Raw genomic sequence first — 16,646 nt, forward strand, 5'->3', positions numbered from 1 at the left:
CACCAGCTGGGACCGTCAAACATCACGCGGGACACCGTCAAGCAAGTCCCGAGACCGACCTGTCAAGCATCTCCCCGGACCTCACATCCGGGGAGAACTCAGTGGCCGTCGACACCTCCGTACTGCGCACGGTCGGACGCGGACCAGCAGGGTCCGTCACCTGCGACCGTGCCGTCGGGCCACTACGCCATCGAGACCGAGCCCTACGGCGCCCCGCTGGTCGACGACGCCTTCGGCGTGACCTTGCAGCACGTCTCGCCGGCGTGGTGCGGTGCGCCCCCGGACGGCGGAAGGAACCAGCTGTGCGCCTGCGGGACGCCCGTCGCGACCCTCTGCTCCGACTGCTGCCTGGAGTAACGAACTCGATCTCTCAGCCGACCACGTCCGCGCCGTCCGCCCCTGAAACAGATCTGGACTGCAGCTACTCCCCACTGAGAATCCACCCCTCCGCCGCTCATCTGTGTGCGCGTGCGGTGCAGGCGCGGGTGCGCCGTCACCGGTCGCGGAGGTGGCGCAGGAGCCGGGCTCGCTCGGGTGAGTCGGGGTGTGCAGTGCGTGGTGCGGGTTGGCCGTGGGGCTCGTGGGCGTTGTCGGTGAGGGCTTGTTCGATGCGGGGGCTGGTTTGGGGGATGTGCTGTTCGGTCCAGGGCTGGGGCCAGGCCTGGACGAGGTAGGTCTCGGTGGGCTGGACGGCGGTGCCGTCGGGGTTGTGGCCGCGTCCGCGGGCATGGACGCGGAGGCGGTACCAGCCAGGTCCGCTGGCGGTGAGGTAGGCGCCTGCCTCGTTGGTGGCGCCGGTGAGGGCCATGGCGCCGCTGGGGGAGTGGACGCTGGCTTCGACGATCTCCTCCCAGGACTGCCCGTCGACGGGGGGCTCCTGGTGGAGGACCTCGGTAAGGAGGGTGACGTTGCCGGTGTGGATGCCGGTCCTGATCCAGGCGCCGTGGTCCATGGGGGCGAGGAGGCCGTTGGACCAACGGGTGGTCTCGACGTTGATGTCCTCGCCGTCGCTGATGCTGATGAGCCCGCCGTCCACGAACACTGCGAGAGAGTCCATGTGGCGAGCCTAACGAGGTCGGGCGCCGCCAGGCGGTGCGATCGCGGGCTTGCCGGCCCCGTGCGGCCCGGGGTCCGTAGGTGCCGCCCAGGCAGCGGCCACGGCTCCAGCACGTGCCCTACCACCGCCCGCGTGACCGCATGGTGGTCGCGTCGACCGCTACCGGCGACGACGTCGGATGCGGTGGAACACCCGGCACCTCCCGCCCGGGACCGCCGCCCGGCTCCTGGCCGCGCAGGAAGCGGGCGTTACCGAGGTCGAGCTCGGCAGATTGCCGCCGGGGTTTGCAGGACGTGTACTTCCGTGACGGCGGCGCCCGCGCGGCCAGCTTGTGGCGCTTACTGGGCGCCTCAGTTCCGGGCGTGCTGCGGCCCGTACCGCGGGCGGCCTACGTGAAGGCGGCGGTGGGGAGCGGAGCCTGGAAGTCCTCCCACAAGATGTGGATGTCGTGCTCGTGCTCGAGGAAGCGGAGGAAGGCGGTGTCGGGGAGTTCCCCGCCGGAGTAGTCGAAGCCCGGCACCCCCTGCTCGATGCCGACGCCCCCCAGATGGTGCGCGCGGGGATTGAAGTAGGCCAGTACCCGGCCGTCGACGGCGTAGCCGACCTCGTGTTCCCCGTTCACACCGCGGTAGACGGTGTAGGCGCGGGTGCCCTGCGACAGCGCCGCCAGGTGGGCGGGGGCACGGCTGGACATGTTCTCGACCGCGTAGGCCCAGCCCGGAACGGCGCCCGCGCGCACGAGAACCCCCGGATGCGAGAGGAACCCCGCCTCCGTCAGCCGCGACACCAGGCCCTCGTCCTCCCAGTCGAGAAAATCAAGGTCGCTCAGGTGGCCGTCCTCCGGTCGCATCTGGAGCTCGGCCACCGCGTCATCGGACAGCTCGTGGACGTGGTGCGGCTCCGCACCCATCCGCACCAGCAGGTCCCGCGGCCCGACGCCCTCGCACAGCGTGAAGGTGTAGCCCAAGTCGTATCCGCCCGATACCCACCGCAGCCCGTTCGACACTTCCACGCCCCTCGCAGCCGGCAACCCACACGGCAACGTAGCCCAGCACGGCTCACACGGGAAACGACCACCCACGGGCAGGCACAGAAGCGCGGGAGTCATGACCATCGTGCAGTGCGAAAGCACCGCACAGCAGTCATGCGTCGCCCGCACCGACCGCGCCGGGCCGCACCTGACCCCCGAGGACCGCACCCAGCTGCGCACTCTCGTCCTCGCTGCACCGGCCGCGGACATCCCGCCCGATGGTGACGGTGTACACGCGGCCGCGGAAGCGCCGACGTACCCGGGGATGTGCGCCGACGTACGCGGCGAGGGTCGTCTTGCCGAAGCCTCCCGCGCCCTCGAGGGAGGTGGTGATGCCCACGGCCCCGCCGCCCCGGCCCCGAGGCCTGCACGCGGCGGAGACCGCCAGCCGGCCCTCCTCGCGGCTCACCACCCAGACCGGTACGGAGGCCGGCGGGGGCGGCGGGTCCTCGGGCAAACCCGCCGGCCCGGCAGCAGCAGGGCGAGTACGGCGAGCACGGCAGTCGCGGCCCCCAGCCCGTACACCCACGGCCACGGGTCCAGGCGCACCGCGTCCAGCACCCCGGGCCAGCGGTCCTGCGACGTGGCCGCGTTGGCGGCGAGCGGGAACAGGGCGACGACCACGGCGGCCAGCGCGGCGAAGGCCCGCCCGGCCGCAGCCCTGGCCCGGCCGGAGCACGCCGGACTGCCGTGGCCGACAAGCCCGCCAAACCAGCCCGAGTTGCCCGAACCGCCCCACCGCATCAGGCCGCCCCCGCCTTTCCCGTACCCCAGGAAACAGAGCGTAGACCGGGCCCAGGCACCGGGTCAGGCCGTCGGGCCATCGTGTCAGGACTCGGCCTCGCCGGCCCGTCACAGAAGACGGCGAAGGGGACGGACCGTCCGCAGTCAGGTCTCCTGCACCTGGTCCGCTTCCTGGATGGACACCACAGCCCGGTGCTCCCGGGCTCGGCCGGGCTGGGAGCAGGTACGGAATGCCGGCACGTGCGGCCATCCCGCTTCCCCATGCCGGCCGAAGTCGCCACATCGGACCAGCACGACGAACGGCCCGGCGTTGTCGGTCACGGTCCGCTCGGCGGCGCAGCTGCGCTGCCCGGTCGGGTACAAGCGGGCGACCGTGGCGCCGGTGCCCGAGGCTGAGTCGCCCAACTTCCCCTTGTACGAACCGATCGAGCCATCGGAGCGCTTGGACGCCGACCCGGTGAAGGTGCAGTCCTGGTACCAGCAGGACACCGAGAACGCCGCGGTCGGCGGAGGGACCGTCGGAGGCCGGGTCGTCCCGGCGGTCACGGGCTTGGTGACGGTGGCGGTTCGGACCGTGTCGACGGGGACGGTCAGCTCGACCGGGTAGGTGGCGGCGGCCGCGGGGGCAGCCGTCACCGCGTGCCGTCCGGCTCGTTACTGGTGACGGAACCGACGGCCCGAAACGCCGTGTGGTCCAACGCAGTTCACCTCCGTCCGCGCCCTCGGAGCGTCGACGTGAGAGCAGACCAGGAAGGCTCCCCATGCTGCAACTCCCCGCAGAGGCCATGAAGATGGCCCCGGGCCACGCCGTGGAATGGACGGTGTCCGCCGCCGGCGCCGCCGGGCAGTGCGCACCGGGGAGCTCCGACCCGGCGGCCCCCGCCTCCTACAACCAGGAGGACCACTTCGCGGTGGCGCAGTGCCTGCGGGCCGCGGACGTCGGCTACACCTCGTACATCGGCGGCTCCTTCGAGATCGCCGGGAGCATCGAATGCGAGGCCCTGGAGGCCGCGCTGCTGCATTTCGTACGGCGCCACGAGGTGCTGCGCTGCGTGTTCCGGGAAGCGGCGAACGGCCTTGCCGTGGAGGCGGTTTCGCCGCAGGACGTGAAGCTCGAGCGCAGTGACGGGGGACGGTTCGACTCCGGGGACGAAGCCCGCGACTACGTGCAGAGGTTCCTCCTGCGCACCGACACGCTCCGCGGTCCCTGGATCGTCATGGGCGCGATGGTCAGGGAGGACTCCGCCACCGTCTACTTCGCCTGCGACCACCTGCTCACCGACGGGGTGTCGACCCCCGTGGCCGTACACGACATCGCCACGGCGTACGAGGCGTACGCGCAGGGCCGCGAGCCGGAGCTGCCCGAGACGGGCGGGTTCCTCGGCTACGCCGCCGCCGAGCGGCAGCGCGGCGCGGACCTCGGGATCGACGACGCGCTGCTGGACCACTGGAAGGGCTTCGTCGCGCGCAACGACGGACAGGTCTTCCCCCGCTTCCCCCTCGACCTCGGGATCGAGCCGGGGGTGGCGTACCGCAGTGCCAACGAGACCCACACCCTCCTGTCCGCCGACCTCCTCGACGCGATGGAGGCCCGCTGCCGCGCGGTCGGCGCCAGGGCGTCCACCGGGGTGCTGGCCGCGTTCGGCGTCAGCCTCCGGCGGGAGGGCGGGCCGGACGTCCACCGGGCGCTCGTCCCGGTCAACACGCGCGGCCGGGGCCCCCGCGAGCACGGCATGGGCTGGTTCGTGAACACCCTCCCGGTCGAGTTCCCTGTGTCCGCAGAGCTGGACTTCTCAGCCGTGATGGCGGGCGCGCAGGACTCCCTGGACGCCATGCGGCCGTACACCGGTGCACCCTTCGTCCGCGTCTTCAATCTGCTGACGCAGCATCAGGAGGGGCCCAAGGTCTGGCCTCCCGCCGTCACGTTCTTCTCCTACCAGGACTTCAGGCACACCCCGGGGGCCGGCATGCACCTGGCCCGGCAGGCACACAAATACGTCTCCACCTCGCACAGCAACGGAATCCTCTTCTGGTTCCACCGCAACGGGACCGGACTGCACCTGCACTCCATGTTCGCGGACACCCCGCAGGCCCGCCGGGTCAAGGCGGCCCTCACGGGGACCCTCGCGCGGACGCTGGAGAGCGTCGCCCGCACCGGCCGGTTCTGACCCGCCCACCGGCTCGACGTACCGGCCGGCCGTGTCTGCCGGTTCCCACGCACACCCCCACCCACGGCGGGCCGCCCGCGCGACGGGCGGGGCGCACAACAACGGAAGGGAGCACCGCCGGTGTTCCAACTCCCCGCCTCCGAGCTGCACATCGCCCCCGGGCACGCAGTCGAATGGCAGGTGCGCACGGCCACCGGCGGCCCGGTACGGGACCTCCCGCCGCCCTCCTACAACCAGGAGTACCACTTCGCCGGATCCGCACCCGCCGAGGCCGCCGGAGCCGACCGCGAAGGCAACCCCGAAGGCGTCGGGGAGCAGGCCGCCGACCGGGGGCCGCGTCCGCGCACCGAGTGCTTCGCCGTGACGTTCGAGATCCGCGGCAGGCTCGACCGGCCTGCGCTCGACGCCGCCCTGCTCCACGTCGTACGGCGGCACGAGGTGCTGCGCTGCACGTTCCGCTCCGCGGCCGACGGCGGCGTCACGGCCGGGGTCGCTGCGCCCGGGGACGTGAAGCTGGAGCCGGTCGACCGCGGAGTCGTGGCCACGCCCGCCGAGGCCCGTGCCTGGGTGGAGCAGTTCCTGAACAGCACCGATACGCGCACCGGGCCGTGGTTCTCCATGGGAGCGGTGATCCGCGAGGAGTCCACCACGGTCTGCTTCGCGTGCGACCACCTGGTGACCGACGGCGCGTCCATGATGATCGCCCTGAACGACATCGCCACCGCGTACGAGGCGTTCGCCCGGGGCCGGGAACCCGACCTCCCGCCGGTGGCCGGGTTCCTCGGGCACGCCGGTGCGGAGCGGCGTCGGCATGCGGCCACCACAGCCGACGACAGCAGGCTGGACCACTGGAAGGGGTTCATCGAGCGGGCCGGCGGCCCCTTCCCCAGGTTCCCGCTCGACCTCGGCACCGGGCCCGGCACCGCCCACCGCGCGCTCAACACCACGCACATGCTCCTGGACCGGTCCGGCGCGGCAGCCCTGGAGGACCGCTGCCGCTCTGCCGGCGCGGGCGTCGCCACCACCGCCCTGGCCGCCGTCGGCGTCAGCCTCCGCAAGGAAGGCGGCCCCGACGTGTACCGCGCGCTCGTGCCCGCCGCAACGCGCGGGCACGGCCCCCACGCCCACGACCTGGGCTGGTTCGTCAACCTCCTCCCGCTCGAGATCCCCGTGCCGCAGCACGCCGGCCTCACGCAGACCCTGCGCGCCGCCCAGGACGCGTCCACACGGATGGTCAGGGGCGGACGGGTCCCGTTCGTCGTCGTCCTGCGGCTCCTCGCACCGCAGCTTCACGCCCGCCCCTGGCCGCACCCGACGAACTTCGTGTCGTACATGGACTTCAGGGGCGTCCCCGGCGCGGCCCGCCACGCCGACCGGCAGGCGTCCGTGTACACCTCGATCCCGTACACGAACGGCATGTTCCTGTACGTGCACCGCACCCACGAGGGCCTGTACGTCAACTGCGTCACCGCAGACACTCCCCGGGCCCGGCGTACGAAGGCGGCCCTGGTGGCAACCCTCACGCGCACACTGGAGGCGATGGCCCGCAGCGGAACACTCTGAGGCGGTCCGGGTCGGGTCCTCCTCCTCGTGGGTGTAGGCGGAGGGTGCCGGCCAGTCGCCGGTCTGGTCGGCGACGGTCATCCGTGCGGCGTTGCCGCCGCCGAGGAAGGTGGTGACCTCGCCTGCGCGCATCGGGTCCCTGGGCCGGAGGAGGGGGACGTGGCGGCGCTGGCTGCGGCCGGTCTCGTCGGCGATGCGGAAGGAGACGATGCCGAGCGTCGGCAAGGCGGCGAACTGCTCCCGTACGCGTTCGGCGGTCCCAGGGTCCGGCAGGAGCCCGTCGTCGTCCAGGTACACGGCGACGTCGACGTCGCCCTGTACGCGCAGGCCAGGTCCTGCAAGTCGGAACAGCTGGCGGCGGTCCGCTCGCGCGGATCTGTTCGGTGGTCACGGCTTGCAGCCATGGTGGGTGAACGGGCACGCAGGAGTCGGGTTCAGCTTCCAGGCGGACGGTGCGGCCCCGTGCGGCGCGGGTGCCGCACGGGGCCGTCAAGGGCGTGGCGGACTCAGGCCTGCGCAGCCTTCATCCAGCCGGGTGTGTCGACACCCCCGAAGCTGTTCCAGGCCAGGCAGTACGCGCGGGAGCGCGGTCCCACGAGCGGACCAGCCGGCCTGGAGGTCGAAGCCCTCGTCCCACTCGTTGAGGAGGGCCTCAAAGAAGCCGGTTGCCACGGCGGCCCGCGCCGTCTCGTCCGCCGATGCCAGGACCTCTTCAGCCAGCGCTAGTACCCGGCGCCGCTGCTCCTCGGTGAGCTCGTCGTAGTGGTCGGCGAAGGCATGGGCGAAGTCGCCCAGCTTGAAGGTGAAGGGCAGATTTTCCTGAGAAATTGTCAAGAGTTGTGGACTGAGTCGTTGACGGCTACCGCTGTTCCCACTCGGTCCGGGTGAGTTCGTACTCGACTTCACCGTGCTCGGAGCCCTCGATCGCCTCCGGCCAGTCGCCGGTGAAGTTCCGGACGAAGGACAGGCCCGACTTCTCCATGACGCGGCGGGAGCGGGTGTTGACGGCCATGGTGTTCGCCGTGACCCGCTCGACCTCCAGGTCCGTGAACCCCTTGTGGATCAGCGCCCGGGACCCCTCGGTGGCGTAGCCGTGCCCCCATGCCGCCTGGTTCAAGCGGTAGCCGAGTTCGACCACGGCGCGGCTGTGCTCGTCCAGCGGGCGGAACTCGAACCAGCCCAGGAAGGTGCCGCTGGACTTCTCCTGCGCGGCCCAGTAGCCGCGGGTCTCCCAGCACGGGTAGTCACGCATCAGCCGCGGCACTACTCGCGTCTCGATGGTCTCGCGGCTGGTGGGACGGCCTCCGTTGATGAAGCGCATGACCTCGGGGTCGTTGTCCAGGGCGAGCAGATGGTCGATGTCGGCCTCCGTGAACGCGCGCAGGACGAGCCGGTCGGTCTCCAGGAAAGTGGGCATGCTGCGATCTTCACTGCGTGCCGGCGGGTCTGCCACCGGTTTTCCGCGGCCGTCGGCGGTGTTCATGCCGCGCGGGCCGCGGATCGCTCGGCGAGGATGCCCCGCTCGAAGCCGGCCCCGGCGCGGACCAGTGCGACGAGGTGGGGTGCTCGTCACGGGCGGCGGCCGGAGAAGGAGACTGTGTCGGGGTGGCGAGCACCGCGAGGGTCTTCGTGGCCCCTGAGGCTCAGCCGCGCACGGCAACCACGATCCGTACCGCGCATGCAAGGAGCACCGCGCCGGATACCGCCATGGCGGTGACCGGCCCGCGGGTGCTTCGGGGGAGCCGTTCGGGGAGGGTGACCTCCTGCGGGCGCTTGGGATCGTAGACCACGTCCAGCCGGCCGCCGACCTCCACCGGCGGGAACACGAAGGGGCCCACCGAGGTCTGACGCGCGGGGCCGCCCTGGGGTGTGTACTCCAGGAGGAGCACCGAACCTTCCGCGACGCGGCCTACGTCCACGCAGACCGCGGAGGTTCTCACGCCGCGTTTCAGCAGCGGCCTCGCATGGGCGTAGACGCCCGCTGCGATTCCGAACACCAACAACCCGACCAGCGCAGACATGGTTGTCAACCAGGCCACGTACATCGCCCCCGACCCATGGAAAGCCCAGATCATCGCCTACGTCCGGCGTGGAATCAAGGGCGGGTACGCCCTGCCGGCGAGGGCCTGCCCAGGGATCCCGCACGGACGACCGGGGAGGGGTGCGTGCGGTGGGCATCCGGTGTCCGGACGCGAAAGGAGGGCCTCCCCGCGGGGGAGGCCCTCCTCGTTGCCCGTGTCGGCGCCTACCCGGCTCCTACTCGGTGTCCTTCTCGTCCCAGAGGACGGGGAGGACGGTGGGTGACGCCAGGCAGTACGCCGTCACCGCGGCCAGGAACAGCCAGGTGGCGGGCGCGGTGGCGCAGTCGGACAGGGTGCCCGCTGCGCCGGCCGCGGTGGTGGCTCCGGCCAGGGCGGTCAGGCCCCACAGGAGCACCCAGTAGAACAGTGCCGCCTTGATCCTGTCCTTCATGCCCGGCGGCCGGGTGGTGTCCCGGTGTGAGACGAGTTCGGGCAGGACCTTGGGGGACAGCGCGCAGTAGGCCAGGGTTACTGCGGTCCATGCCCAGGCCGTCGGCTGGCTGTAGACCGTGCCGAGGGCCTGGAGCAGGCTGTCGCCCGTATGGGCCGCGCCCCGTCCGGCGCCGAAGACCGGGATGCCGGTGAGCAGGAGTGCGACGGCGATCCGGTTGGCGGGGCGGGTGCCCCGCCGGCGGGCGGCGGGGCTGTGGGGGGCGGCTGTCATCGGGCGCACCGGGCTGTGCGGTGGCGGAAGAAGCCGTAGGCGGTGCCTGCGTAGGCTCCGTAGATGCCTCCGGTGGTGCCCCAGATGTCCGCTCGGTCGGATCCCCGGAATCCGTAGGGCCATACGCCCCAGCTGCCTGCCATCATGGAGCCGAACATACCGACGCCGGCTCCGTAGATGCCACAGCGGAACGAGGCCCGTACGCGGGGTGCGGTCCAGCGGTAGGCGCTGCGGGCCTTGCCCCAGGACCAGCGGCCGAAGCGGGGCACGTTGGTGCGCGACCAGCTCCAGGCGCTGCGGCCCCAGCCCCAGGCGGTGCGGCCCCAGGAGGAGCAGCGGCTCCAGCAGGCGCGTCCGGCGGTCCACAGGCCGCGGGCGGCGATGCCGATCCACTGGCCGTCGAGGTCGAACTTGTTGACGGGGTCGCCGCCGGAGTACTCGTAGGCGTTGTGGCTGCCGCCGTAGACCGGGTCGCGGGACAGGAAGCGGCCGGTGTCGGGGTTGTAGAGGCGGACGCCCATGAGGATGAGGCCGGTGGGGGTCTCGGCGGAGCGGAGCTTGCCGCCGAGCCAGCCGTAGCGGGCCGGGCTCATGCTGGGCCGGGGCTTGCCGTACTCGTCGGCGTCGAGCGCGGTGGGCGCCTTGCTGACGTCGAGCGGCAGGTTGAGGCTGACGTCGCCGTGGATGTTGGTCAGCTGCAGGGCCGTCTCGCCGGAGGCGGAGGTGAAGGCGCCAAGGTCGCCTTCGGGGGAGCTGACGTTGCGGGTGATCTCGCCGGTGGTGGCGTTCTCGACGGTCCAGCGGGGGCTGTCACCGTCGTTGTCGTAGTGGTTGACCTTGTTGTCGGTCGTGGTCCACGTGCTGCCGCTGCCCGTCTCGGACTTGGCGTGGCGCAGCCGGTGGGCGGCGTCGAGCTGCCAGGTCTGCCGGCTGGTGCCGGCGGTCTGCTGGTAGACGAGGTCGTTGGCGTAGTAGCCGATGGTGGTGCCGGGCAGCGCGGTGGTGCGGCCGAAGGCGTCGTAGACGTATCCGGTGTCGACCAGGCGGTCGCCGCTGTCGTAGGTGTGGGTGGTGGTGGTGCCGCCGGTGGTCGGGCAGTCGGCGCCCGGAGTTCCGACAGCGGTGTTGAGGGTCTTGCGGTTGGAGCGGGCGTCGAAGGTGTACGTCCGCTTGTTGACTCCGGAGTCCGGAGAGCGCGAACACGCGACGGCGGCGATGGCGTGATCCGGCACACCGCTGCGCATGTCGGAGTCGGCCCATTCAGCCCCGTGGTTCCGCTTGTGCCTCATGGGGTAGCGGCTGGCCGCAGGAGGCCGGTCTGCCGATGTGTCAGGCGGTGCAGGACGCTGCCCCGGTGCACGCTGCTTCCGTCGTGGCGCGATGATCCACACCGGCCCCGCCCGACGCGCCTCCCAAATCGATGACCCGCCTTCACTGAGCCGACCGGGCGGCTGGTCCCGGCCTTCGGTGATCTTGCGGATGGTGTGTGGATGATGCGCATGTCTGCCGGGGCGTCAGCAAAAAACAGACCGCCGAGGTTGTTTTTCGGTCGGTGTAGGTGGGCGGAGCGGCGGAGATCCCCTCCACGACGGCCAGCGGGGCAGCCGCGCGCGTGGAGCTGAGGCCTTTGGCCGGTCGGGCCCCTGCCGGCCTGGTGCCGCGAGTCCGGAGCGGGTCAGCCTGTCCTGGGGCACCGCCGGCTGACCGGGTGCGATGGAGTGGCGGGTGGGCAGCAGCTGGCCGCCCGGCAGCCGGGCGGGACTCCGACTCGGCTCCGGTGGGGCGGATCCAGCCGCGGTAGTCACCCACCGGTCCTGATCCGCGTTCCTGATCCGTCGGGTCCGAGGTGTGCGGGGTCGTCGAGGACGAGCAACCACGTTCCCCGCCCGATTAGTTGCCCCCACAACAGGCGGACCCGTCAAGGGTGCGCGGCCAGCCCGGGCCCGGGCGGCGTCCACGGTTTCCTCGGGTAGTCCGCAGGCGACGGCGACGCGGAGCTTGTCCTCGGTGAACTGCTCCGGCCCGTGCAGGGTGCTCCCGGTTGGTGGCGTGTTCGGCGAGGGCTGCGGCGAGGGTGGTCTTGCCGACGCCGCCGGTCCCGGACACCACCGCGAACTTTCCCTTGGACCGGTTCAGCAGCGCGCGCAGGGCGGCGAGTTCGGTATCTCGGCCACGGAGCGTGCTGCCTGGACGGGGTGGGGTGAGGGGTCCGGCCGCGACTGCGGCGATGATGCGGTCGACAGGGACGACCCTGCCCGGCCCAGGCGCCGCTCCCGCACCGGCATCAAGACGTCGGACCTGCATCCCCGGCTTCCGCCCCTGACCGGATCCATTCAGGCGAGGCGCGGGGGTACATCCGATCGACCTCTTCACCGACATCGGCTTCGCCGGACCGGCTCGATCCTGGCTGAGGCGAACTCCCCCTGCTCTCTGCGCCCTTGCAGTGGCCCGCGCTGGTGAGTCCCGGTGAGTCACCGGTCCCGGGGTTGGGGTCGCCTGTTGTCAGGTCGTGACCTCTGGTGGGCTGCGGTGGTGAGCTTTCCAGTGATGTCCCCGCGGTTGTGTCGGGCCCAGACCTTTTCGTTGCCCGAACTGTTGCGGGCCCCTCCACGCAATCGTGGTGGGGCCCGCGGAGCCTTCGTCCCCGGCCTGGTCCGCCCGGGACGCAGGGAGAGCACCCAGTCCTTGGAAGTGGGAGGTGCGCGGAGTGTCGAGCGTACGCGGAAGTCACCGGGGCGCGCCACCGCACGCCCCATGGTCTGCGGGCAGTTGCTGCCGGCAGCGGCAGGCGGTGGTGGGCCGTGGCGCTTGAACCGATCCTGTGGGCTCTCCACGACAGCCCGGTGACGAGTACGACGGACCGGATGCTGCTGGCCGGCCTGGCGGAGAAGGCCGACGCGGACGGCTGCAACGCCTTCCCCTCCCGCCGGACCCTGGCCCGGATCGCCCTGTGCGACGTCAAGACGGTCCAGCGCCGCCTGGCCCACCTCCTCGCGCAGGGCGTCATCGCCCTGGGCAACCAGGAAGCCGCCCGCTACATCCCCGCCCACGCCCGCCCGAAGGTCTACGACCTCCAGATCCCCGCCGCCTGGTACGGCCCCGAGCGCCTCGCCCGCGTCAACCAGGACCGCGCCCACCGAGGCCTCCCACCCCTGACCGACGGGAACCGCGCCCCGCTCCCGCCGGCCCCGGCGCGTGCGACGCGCAGCGACAAGGGCAGGCCCCGCCGCCCGGCAGCCGCCGGGGGAGGGGACTGCCAGTCCCCTCCCGCAAACCCGCCAGTACCGGACGGCAGAGGGGACTGTGAGTCCCGGGGGAGGGGGGACTACCAGTCCCGGCAGGGGGGACTCACAGTCCCCCAACCCTCTCCTTTAACCCTCCCCCCGAAAGAAACCCCGACGGCGCCTGCGGCGCGCAGCGCCGATGACGCCCGCAGGGCCCCCACAGGTAGTAGCGCACCAGACCCAGGCAACTGCGCCGCCTCCGCAACCACCCGCCCCCAGGCACCCGGGTCAGCACGGGCAGGCCTCGGAGTCGCCGCAACGCCGGCACGTCTCGCCCAGGCCGTCCGGACGGTGGAGGCACAGTGGCCGACCGAGCTGGCCGCACTCCTGCCCGCCCACCGCCCGGCCGTGCTCCGCGAGGCAGTCCTCAACGCCCTCGACCACGGACGCACCCCGCACCAGCTCATCGAACGCATCCGCCGCCGCTGGTGGACCCACGGCTACGCCCGCGCCCACGCCGACGGACACCTCACCACCCCCGTCGGCGTGGCCGTCGCCCTGGTACGGCCCTCGGTGGACTGCCCGGACCCCATGTGCGAAGACGGCCAGACCCTCCACCTGGGCGACACCTGCCCCAATTGCGCCCAGCGCCGTACCGACCAGCGCGCAGCCGGGATGCCGGGGCGACGGATCAGGATTCCCGCACCCAGCTGGTGGGAGTGCGCCGGCCCGGACTGCTCCGCGGCGGGCAAGGGCCCGCAACCGCAGGACGGCCTGTGCTGGAAGTGCCACGACCGCTCCGCGCAGACCGCCGTCCACCACCTCAAGGCCCGCCTGGAAGCCGACGCCGAGACCGCACGGGAAGCCCAACGGCTCCGGCACGCCCTGCGATGGGACCGCATGCTCGACGAAGCCCACGCCGAGAACGCATACCGGGACCGGACCGAGCGCCAGCACGCCCAAGCGCACGGCACCGCGGCAGCCGACGCACGGCACGTACAACTCCCACAGCACCAACCCACCCAGGAACACTCCGCCTACGCCCAGAGCCCGAGGTGACCGGACTCCTGCCCCACGACCGGCCGGCCCTACGGGACAGCCGTGACGCGGCGCACGCCCGCGCACTGCACACCCGACCGGGCACAGGGGCGGGAGACAGCTGCTCCCCGCTCGACACCGCCGCCGAGGCCGTGCTCGTCCAGCCCGAGGGCGGACACGCCATGACCATGACCGCAGGCCTCGTGGACGGCCACCCCGCACTGCTTGCCCGCCTGCCGTCGACCCTGCTCCCCGACTCCGACACCCACGGCTCCGAGCCGCGCAACCCTTTCATGGCCCTGCTGGAGAACGGCGGCCGCCTGCTCACGGGCTGCCTCGACGCCCCGTTCCTGGCGGAGTGGGTTGCTGTGTTCAGCCGTACAGCCGCGCCCTGCAGCTCCTGGTGCGGAGGCCGACCGCGCAGACCTTTTCCACGGCTTCCTCGCCCAACCTCCCGCCGGTCGAGTCAAGGCCGTGCTTGCCAGGCCACAAGTGCTCCTTCTCGACGGGGACGTCGTCGGCCGCCACGACGACGCTCCCGACCAGCTGGGCGCGGCGCTGGCCGCCGTTTCCCGCAACGGGTACCTGGCGGGCGGCCGGGTCGCGTGCGGCCGCCCCAGCGACTTCGGCGTGGGGTAGCAGGCGAAGCGGTCTCCGCTTCGAGGGAGCCCGCGGCCTTGCACGACGACAGGTGACGGCTCGGCAGGCTAGAAGGTCCAGGGTTTGGAAATCCTTATCTGGCTTTGCAGTTGCTCAGAACTTGCTAGCGTGTGAGGGCGGCCAGCCTGTACTAATCATTGAACCTGTGCTGTGAGTTTTTAGTCAGCAAACATTCGACTTCCGGTCACGGCGGCCCTCTTACCTAGGAGGCAGCAGCACCCATGGCGCGAACCGAACGACGACTCGGCGACGAGATTGGTGTCCGAGCCGTTCCCGCGTACCTGATTCTGTGCGTGGCCCTCGTATCCGCCTGCACCACAGGGACCGGAAGCCGCGACGAGAAGCCCACGCGGGTCCCCACGGCCTCCGTTGCACCGCGGACGTCTGTGCCCGTCGAACCGGTCGAGATCGCCAAGACGCAGGTGATCTCCACCTACCAGTTGTACTGGAGGGAGATGGAGAAGGCCTACGCGAAAGGCAGCCCCGAGGGCACAGCCCTCGCGTCGTACGCCGCCGGAGCCACTCTCATCAGCGCGAGGAACGACATTGAGGACTTGGCCAAGCACGACCAGCTGCTCATCGGCTCCGTCAGCATCAGCGCCCCCACGGTCACGGACACTGACATCGATCGCAAGATTCCGAACGTCAGGCTTTCCAGTTGCCTCGACGTGTCTCAGTGGAAGGCCGTCACCAGGGCTACACGCAAGCCCGTGGCCCTGCCCAGTAACAGGCTGACCAGGTATGTCGTCACCGCGGTTGTCGAGAGGTGGCCTGACGGCTGGAAGGTCATTCAGAACGAGCCCACGGAGCGGGCATGCTGAAGCCGCGGGCACTGGTGGCTACGGCTGCGCTGGCGGCCACAGCGCTCGCCCAGGCCGGACCAGTGAGCGCGGTCGACAAATGCGGAGGCGACTGGGTATGTACGATCGTCAGGGACCCCGGGAAGCCCGGCGGCGGCACCGGAGGCAGTTCCGGTGGCACCGGCGGGAGCGGAGGCGGCGGAAGTTCCGAGCGGGACTCCCTGTGGAAGTGCACGTACAAGCTGGCCGACCCGCAGCCACCCGAAGGGAGCCTCGAATGGGAGGGGCACAAGCCCGGCGAAGGAGCCGTCTACGAAGAACGCTGCACCGTTGACGGCACGCTCACGGTCATCAGGATGGTCTGGGCACCAGAGCCCCCGGAGGCCCCGGCCGTCGATCCGGCCCTTCTGGCCCAGGAGGCCGTGGACAAGATGCTGTTGCGGCCCCCGGAGATCGGGATCACGCCCAAACCCGGCGGCAAAGGCGTGCTCGGCATGCCTGTCTACCTATGGACGGCCACCGGCCCGGAAACCTACGGGCCGAACAGTGCATCTGCGTCCGCCGGCAACATGACAGTGACAGCCACAGCCAAGGTCTCCAAGATCGTGTGGTCGATGGGCGACGGGAAGAAGGTCACCTGCACCACGGCCGGCACCCCCTACAGACCGCAGTACGGAGCCGCCCCTTCACCGGACTGCGGACACCGCTACGAGCGCCCGTCGTCGATTACCCCCTCGGGCAAGTACCACGTCACCGCGACGTCCACCTGGTCGATCGACTGGCAGGTCACTGGGGGAGCCCAGGCCGGCCAGTTGTCGGAGGTGCGCAGCAGCGCAGTCGACGTCACTGTGGCGGAGGTCCAAGTCGTCATCGAGTAGGCCGTCTTCCCCGGATCTGCTGGGTCCGGCGAGATCCGGAAGAGGCGGCTTGCGTGCCGCAGCTCCCGGTGGGGGCCTTCGGCGTTCAAAAGGTCCGGCCTATTCTGCCTGGCTCACGAGGGTGTCGGGGGTCTTGAACCACGGGTGCTGCCCGTCCCGGTCGACGGTCAGGCCGAAATCGCCGACGCCGGGCCGGCCCAGCCCCTCCCACCACCGGTACGCGGCTTCCGTCTCGTCCCACAGCCAGCGGGCACCGGACTGCCACACCCTGGCCGGGGCCGAGCCGTCGCAGAACATCACGCACGCCCACGACAGGTCCGTCCGGCTATAGAACCACACGGGCCGCCGGCCGTCCCGCTTGTCCGCCACCGCCTGCACGACCCCCGGTACCCTCAGCCCCAGGACGAACGGCAGATCCGTGTAGCGGCCCGTCACGAACTCCGCCTCGGACACCTCCGTCGCACTCACCGCGGCATCCGCGAGGGCGCCCGCCGCCATGTACTGCGCATGCGGCGCGGCGCCGGCCCGCTGCGCCCGGAGCTTCATGAACTCCACCTTGCGGGTGAACGGGCCGCTGGCCTTGCCGTCCTTGACGGTCAGGCAGGCCACCGCGTCGCCGGAGCCGAAGTGCGTGCCCCAGGGGGGGGACTGCTGCAGGGTTGAGTGACACCTGACCTGGCTTGCTGAGAAGCGGCCTGGAAGGATGTTGTCGTGCCCAAGCCCTATCCCAAGGAGTTCC

At 71.4% G+C, this 16,646-nt stretch carries 17 protein-coding genes and 3 pseudogenes; 8 read left to right on the forward strand and 12 right to left on the reverse strand.

Annotation, left to right across the window (positions count from 1 at the left end):
• The first annotated feature begins 168 nt into the window (after nucleotides 1-168).
• Nucleotides 169-357, forward strand: a complete 189-nt coding sequence (locus ACZ7JZ_RS32635) for a hypothetical protein (protein ID WP_470945865.1) — start codon at nucleotides 169-171, stop codon at nucleotides 355-357.
• A 136-nt stretch (nucleotides 358-493) separates the two neighbouring features.
• Here ACZ7JZ_RS32635 and ACZ7JZ_RS32640 read toward each other — a convergent pair whose 3' ends face one another.
• The 5 genes from ACZ7JZ_RS32640 to ACZ7JZ_RS32660 form a co-directional block, all read right to left on the reverse strand.
• A complete protein-coding gene (locus ACZ7JZ_RS32640) occupies nucleotides 494-1,057 on the reverse strand; it encodes a hypothetical protein (RefSeq protein WP_470945868.1) in 564 nt (187 codons plus the stop codon).
• A 388-nt stretch (nucleotides 1,058-1,445) separates the two neighbouring features.
• Nucleotides 1,446-2,024, reverse strand: coding sequence for a DUF6461 domain-containing protein (locus tag ACZ7JZ_RS32645; protein ID WP_470945871.1), 579 nt, complete (start codon nucleotides 2,022-2,024; stop codon nucleotides 1,446-1,448).
• 175 nt (nucleotides 2,025-2,199) lie between these two features.
• Entirely contained in the window at nucleotides 2,200-2,496 is a 297-nt protein-coding gene (locus ACZ7JZ_RS32650; protein WP_470945873.1) for a hypothetical protein, read from the reverse strand.
• Nucleotides 2,493-2,831 carry a hypothetical protein gene (locus tag ACZ7JZ_RS32655; protein WP_470945876.1) on the reverse strand — a complete coding sequence of 113 codons (339 nt, stop codon included), beginning with the start codon at nucleotides 2,829-2,831 and terminating at the stop codon, nucleotides 2,493-2,495. The genes ACZ7JZ_RS32650 and ACZ7JZ_RS32655 overlap by 4 nt, the downstream gene beginning before the upstream one ends.
• A 144-nt stretch (nucleotides 2,832-2,975) precedes the next feature.
• Nucleotides 2,976-3,467 carry a hypothetical protein gene (locus tag ACZ7JZ_RS32660; protein WP_470945878.1) on the reverse strand — a complete coding sequence of 164 codons (492 nt, stop codon included), beginning with the start codon at nucleotides 3,465-3,467 and terminating at the stop codon, nucleotides 2,976-2,978.
• Between the two features lie 125 nt (nucleotides 3,468-3,592).
• On the opposite strand from ACZ7JZ_RS32660, the gene ACZ7JZ_RS32665 reads away from it, so the two are divergent.
• The gene (locus tag ACZ7JZ_RS32665) at nucleotides 3,593-4,999 is read left to right on the forward strand and encodes a condensation domain-containing protein (RefSeq protein ID WP_470945881.1); all 1,407 of its coding nucleotides are present in this window, start codon (nucleotides 3,593-3,595) and stop codon (nucleotides 4,997-4,999) included.
• Between the two features lie 120 nt (nucleotides 5,000-5,119).
• Nucleotides 5,120-6,562, forward strand: coding sequence for a condensation domain-containing protein (locus tag ACZ7JZ_RS32670; RefSeq protein ID WP_470945884.1), 1,443 nt, complete (start codon nucleotides 5,120-5,122; stop codon nucleotides 6,560-6,562).
• Between the two features lie 489 nt (nucleotides 6,563-7,051).
• Here ACZ7JZ_RS32670 and ACZ7JZ_RS32675 read toward each other — a convergent pair whose 3' ends face one another.
• The 6 genes and pseudogenes from ACZ7JZ_RS32675 to ACZ7JZ_RS32700 form a co-directional block, all read right to left on the reverse strand.
• Nucleotides 7,052-7,396, reverse strand: a complete 345-nt coding sequence (locus ACZ7JZ_RS32675) for a hypothetical protein (protein ID WP_470945887.1) — start codon at nucleotides 7,394-7,396, stop codon at nucleotides 7,052-7,054.
• A 25-nt stretch (nucleotides 7,397-7,421) separates the two neighbouring features.
• Nucleotides 7,422-7,979, reverse strand: coding sequence for a GNAT family N-acetyltransferase (locus ACZ7JZ_RS32680; protein WP_470945890.1), 558 nt, complete (start codon nucleotides 7,977-7,979; stop codon nucleotides 7,422-7,424).
• Between the two features lie 226 nt (nucleotides 7,980-8,205).
• Entirely contained in the window at nucleotides 8,206-8,502 is a 297-nt protein-coding gene (locus ACZ7JZ_RS32685; RefSeq protein WP_470945892.1) for a hypothetical protein, read from the reverse strand.
• A 316-nt stretch (nucleotides 8,503-8,818) separates the two neighbouring features.
• Nucleotides 8,819-9,307: a hypothetical protein gene (locus ACZ7JZ_RS32690; RefSeq protein ID WP_470945895.1), complete on the reverse strand. Its 489-nt coding sequence runs from the start codon at nucleotides 9,305-9,307 to the stop codon at nucleotides 8,819-8,821.
• Nucleotides 9,304-10,479: pseudogene (locus ACZ7JZ_RS32695) on the reverse strand (RHS repeat-associated core domain-containing protein); the annotation flags it as partial. The pseudogene ACZ7JZ_RS32695 and the gene ACZ7JZ_RS32690, both read right to left, overlap by 4 nt.
• 718 nt (nucleotides 10,480-11,197) lie before the next feature.
• Entirely contained in the window at nucleotides 11,198-11,686 is a 489-nt protein-coding gene (locus ACZ7JZ_RS32700) for an ATP-binding protein (RefSeq protein ID WP_470945898.1), read from the reverse strand.
• A 464-nt stretch (nucleotides 11,687-12,150) separates the two neighbouring features.
• Here ACZ7JZ_RS32700 and ACZ7JZ_RS32705 point away from each other — a divergent pair.
• From ACZ7JZ_RS32705 to ACZ7JZ_RS32725, 5 genes and pseudogenes are all read left to right on the forward strand, one after another.
• Nucleotides 12,151-12,297: pseudogene (locus ACZ7JZ_RS32705) on the forward strand (helix-turn-helix domain-containing protein); the annotation flags it as partial.
• 585 nt (nucleotides 12,298-12,882) lie between these two features.
• A complete protein-coding gene (locus ACZ7JZ_RS32710; protein ID WP_470945919.1) occupies nucleotides 12,883-13,590 on the forward strand; it encodes a hypothetical protein in 708 nt (235 codons plus the stop codon).
• A gap of 453 nt (nucleotides 13,591-14,043) precedes the next feature.
• Entirely contained in the window at nucleotides 14,044-14,208 is a 165-nt protein-coding gene (locus tag ACZ7JZ_RS32715) for a hypothetical protein (protein ID WP_470945901.1), read from the forward strand.
• 242 nt (nucleotides 14,209-14,450) lie between these two features.
• Nucleotides 14,451-15,050 (forward strand): hypothetical protein, encoded by a 600-nt coding sequence (locus ACZ7JZ_RS32720; protein ID WP_470945903.1) that lies wholly within the window; start codon nucleotides 14,451-14,453, stop codon nucleotides 15,048-15,050.
• Complete coding sequence (locus tag ACZ7JZ_RS32725) at nucleotides 15,044-15,907, forward strand: ATP/GTP-binding protein (protein ID WP_470945905.1); 864 nt, start codon at nucleotides 15,044-15,046, stop codon at nucleotides 15,905-15,907. Before ACZ7JZ_RS32720 ends, ACZ7JZ_RS32725 begins: the two co-directional genes overlap by 7 nt.
• 99 nt (nucleotides 15,908-16,006) lie before the next feature.
• Here ACZ7JZ_RS32725 and ACZ7JZ_RS32730 read toward each other — a convergent pair.
• Nucleotides 16,007-16,646, reverse strand: a pseudogene (locus tag ACZ7JZ_RS32730) (hypothetical protein); the annotation flags it as partial.

The sequence above is a fragment of the Streptomyces sp. NPDC038213 genome, assembly GCF_055600495.1.

Excerpts from the sequence above, each read along its gene's own strand:
- ACZ7JZ_RS32720 (WP_470945903.1), top strand. The coding sequence starts at position 14,451 with ATGGCGCGAACCGAACGACGACTCGGCGACGAGATTGGTGTCCGAGCC.
- ACZ7JZ_RS32680 (WP_470945890.1), bottom strand. The coding sequence starts at position 7,979 with ATGCCCACTTTCCTGGAGACCGACCGGCTCGTCCTGCGCGCGTTCACG.
- ACZ7JZ_RS32700 (WP_470945898.1), bottom strand. The coding sequence starts at position 11,686 with ATGTCGGTGAAGAGGTCGATCGGATGTACCCCCGCGCCTCGCCTGAAT.
- ACZ7JZ_RS32655 (WP_470945876.1), bottom strand. The coding sequence starts at position 2,831 with ATGCGGTGGGGCGGTTCGGGCAACTCGGGCTGGTTTGGCGGGCTTGTC.
- ACZ7JZ_RS32690 (WP_470945895.1), bottom strand. The coding sequence starts at position 9,307 with ATGACAGCCGCCCCCCACAGCCCCGCCGCCCGCCGGCGGGGCACCCGC.
- ACZ7JZ_RS32665 (WP_470945881.1), top strand. The coding sequence starts at position 3,593 with ATGCTGCAACTCCCCGCAGAGGCCATGAAGATGGCCCCGGGCCACGCC.
- ACZ7JZ_RS32725 (WP_470945905.1), top strand. The coding sequence starts at position 15,044 with ATGCTGAAGCCGCGGGCACTGGTGGCTACGGCTGCGCTGGCGGCCACA.
- ACZ7JZ_RS32640 (WP_470945868.1), bottom strand. The coding sequence starts at position 1,057 with ATGGACTCTCTCGCAGTGTTCGTGGACGGCGGGCTCATCAGCATCAGC.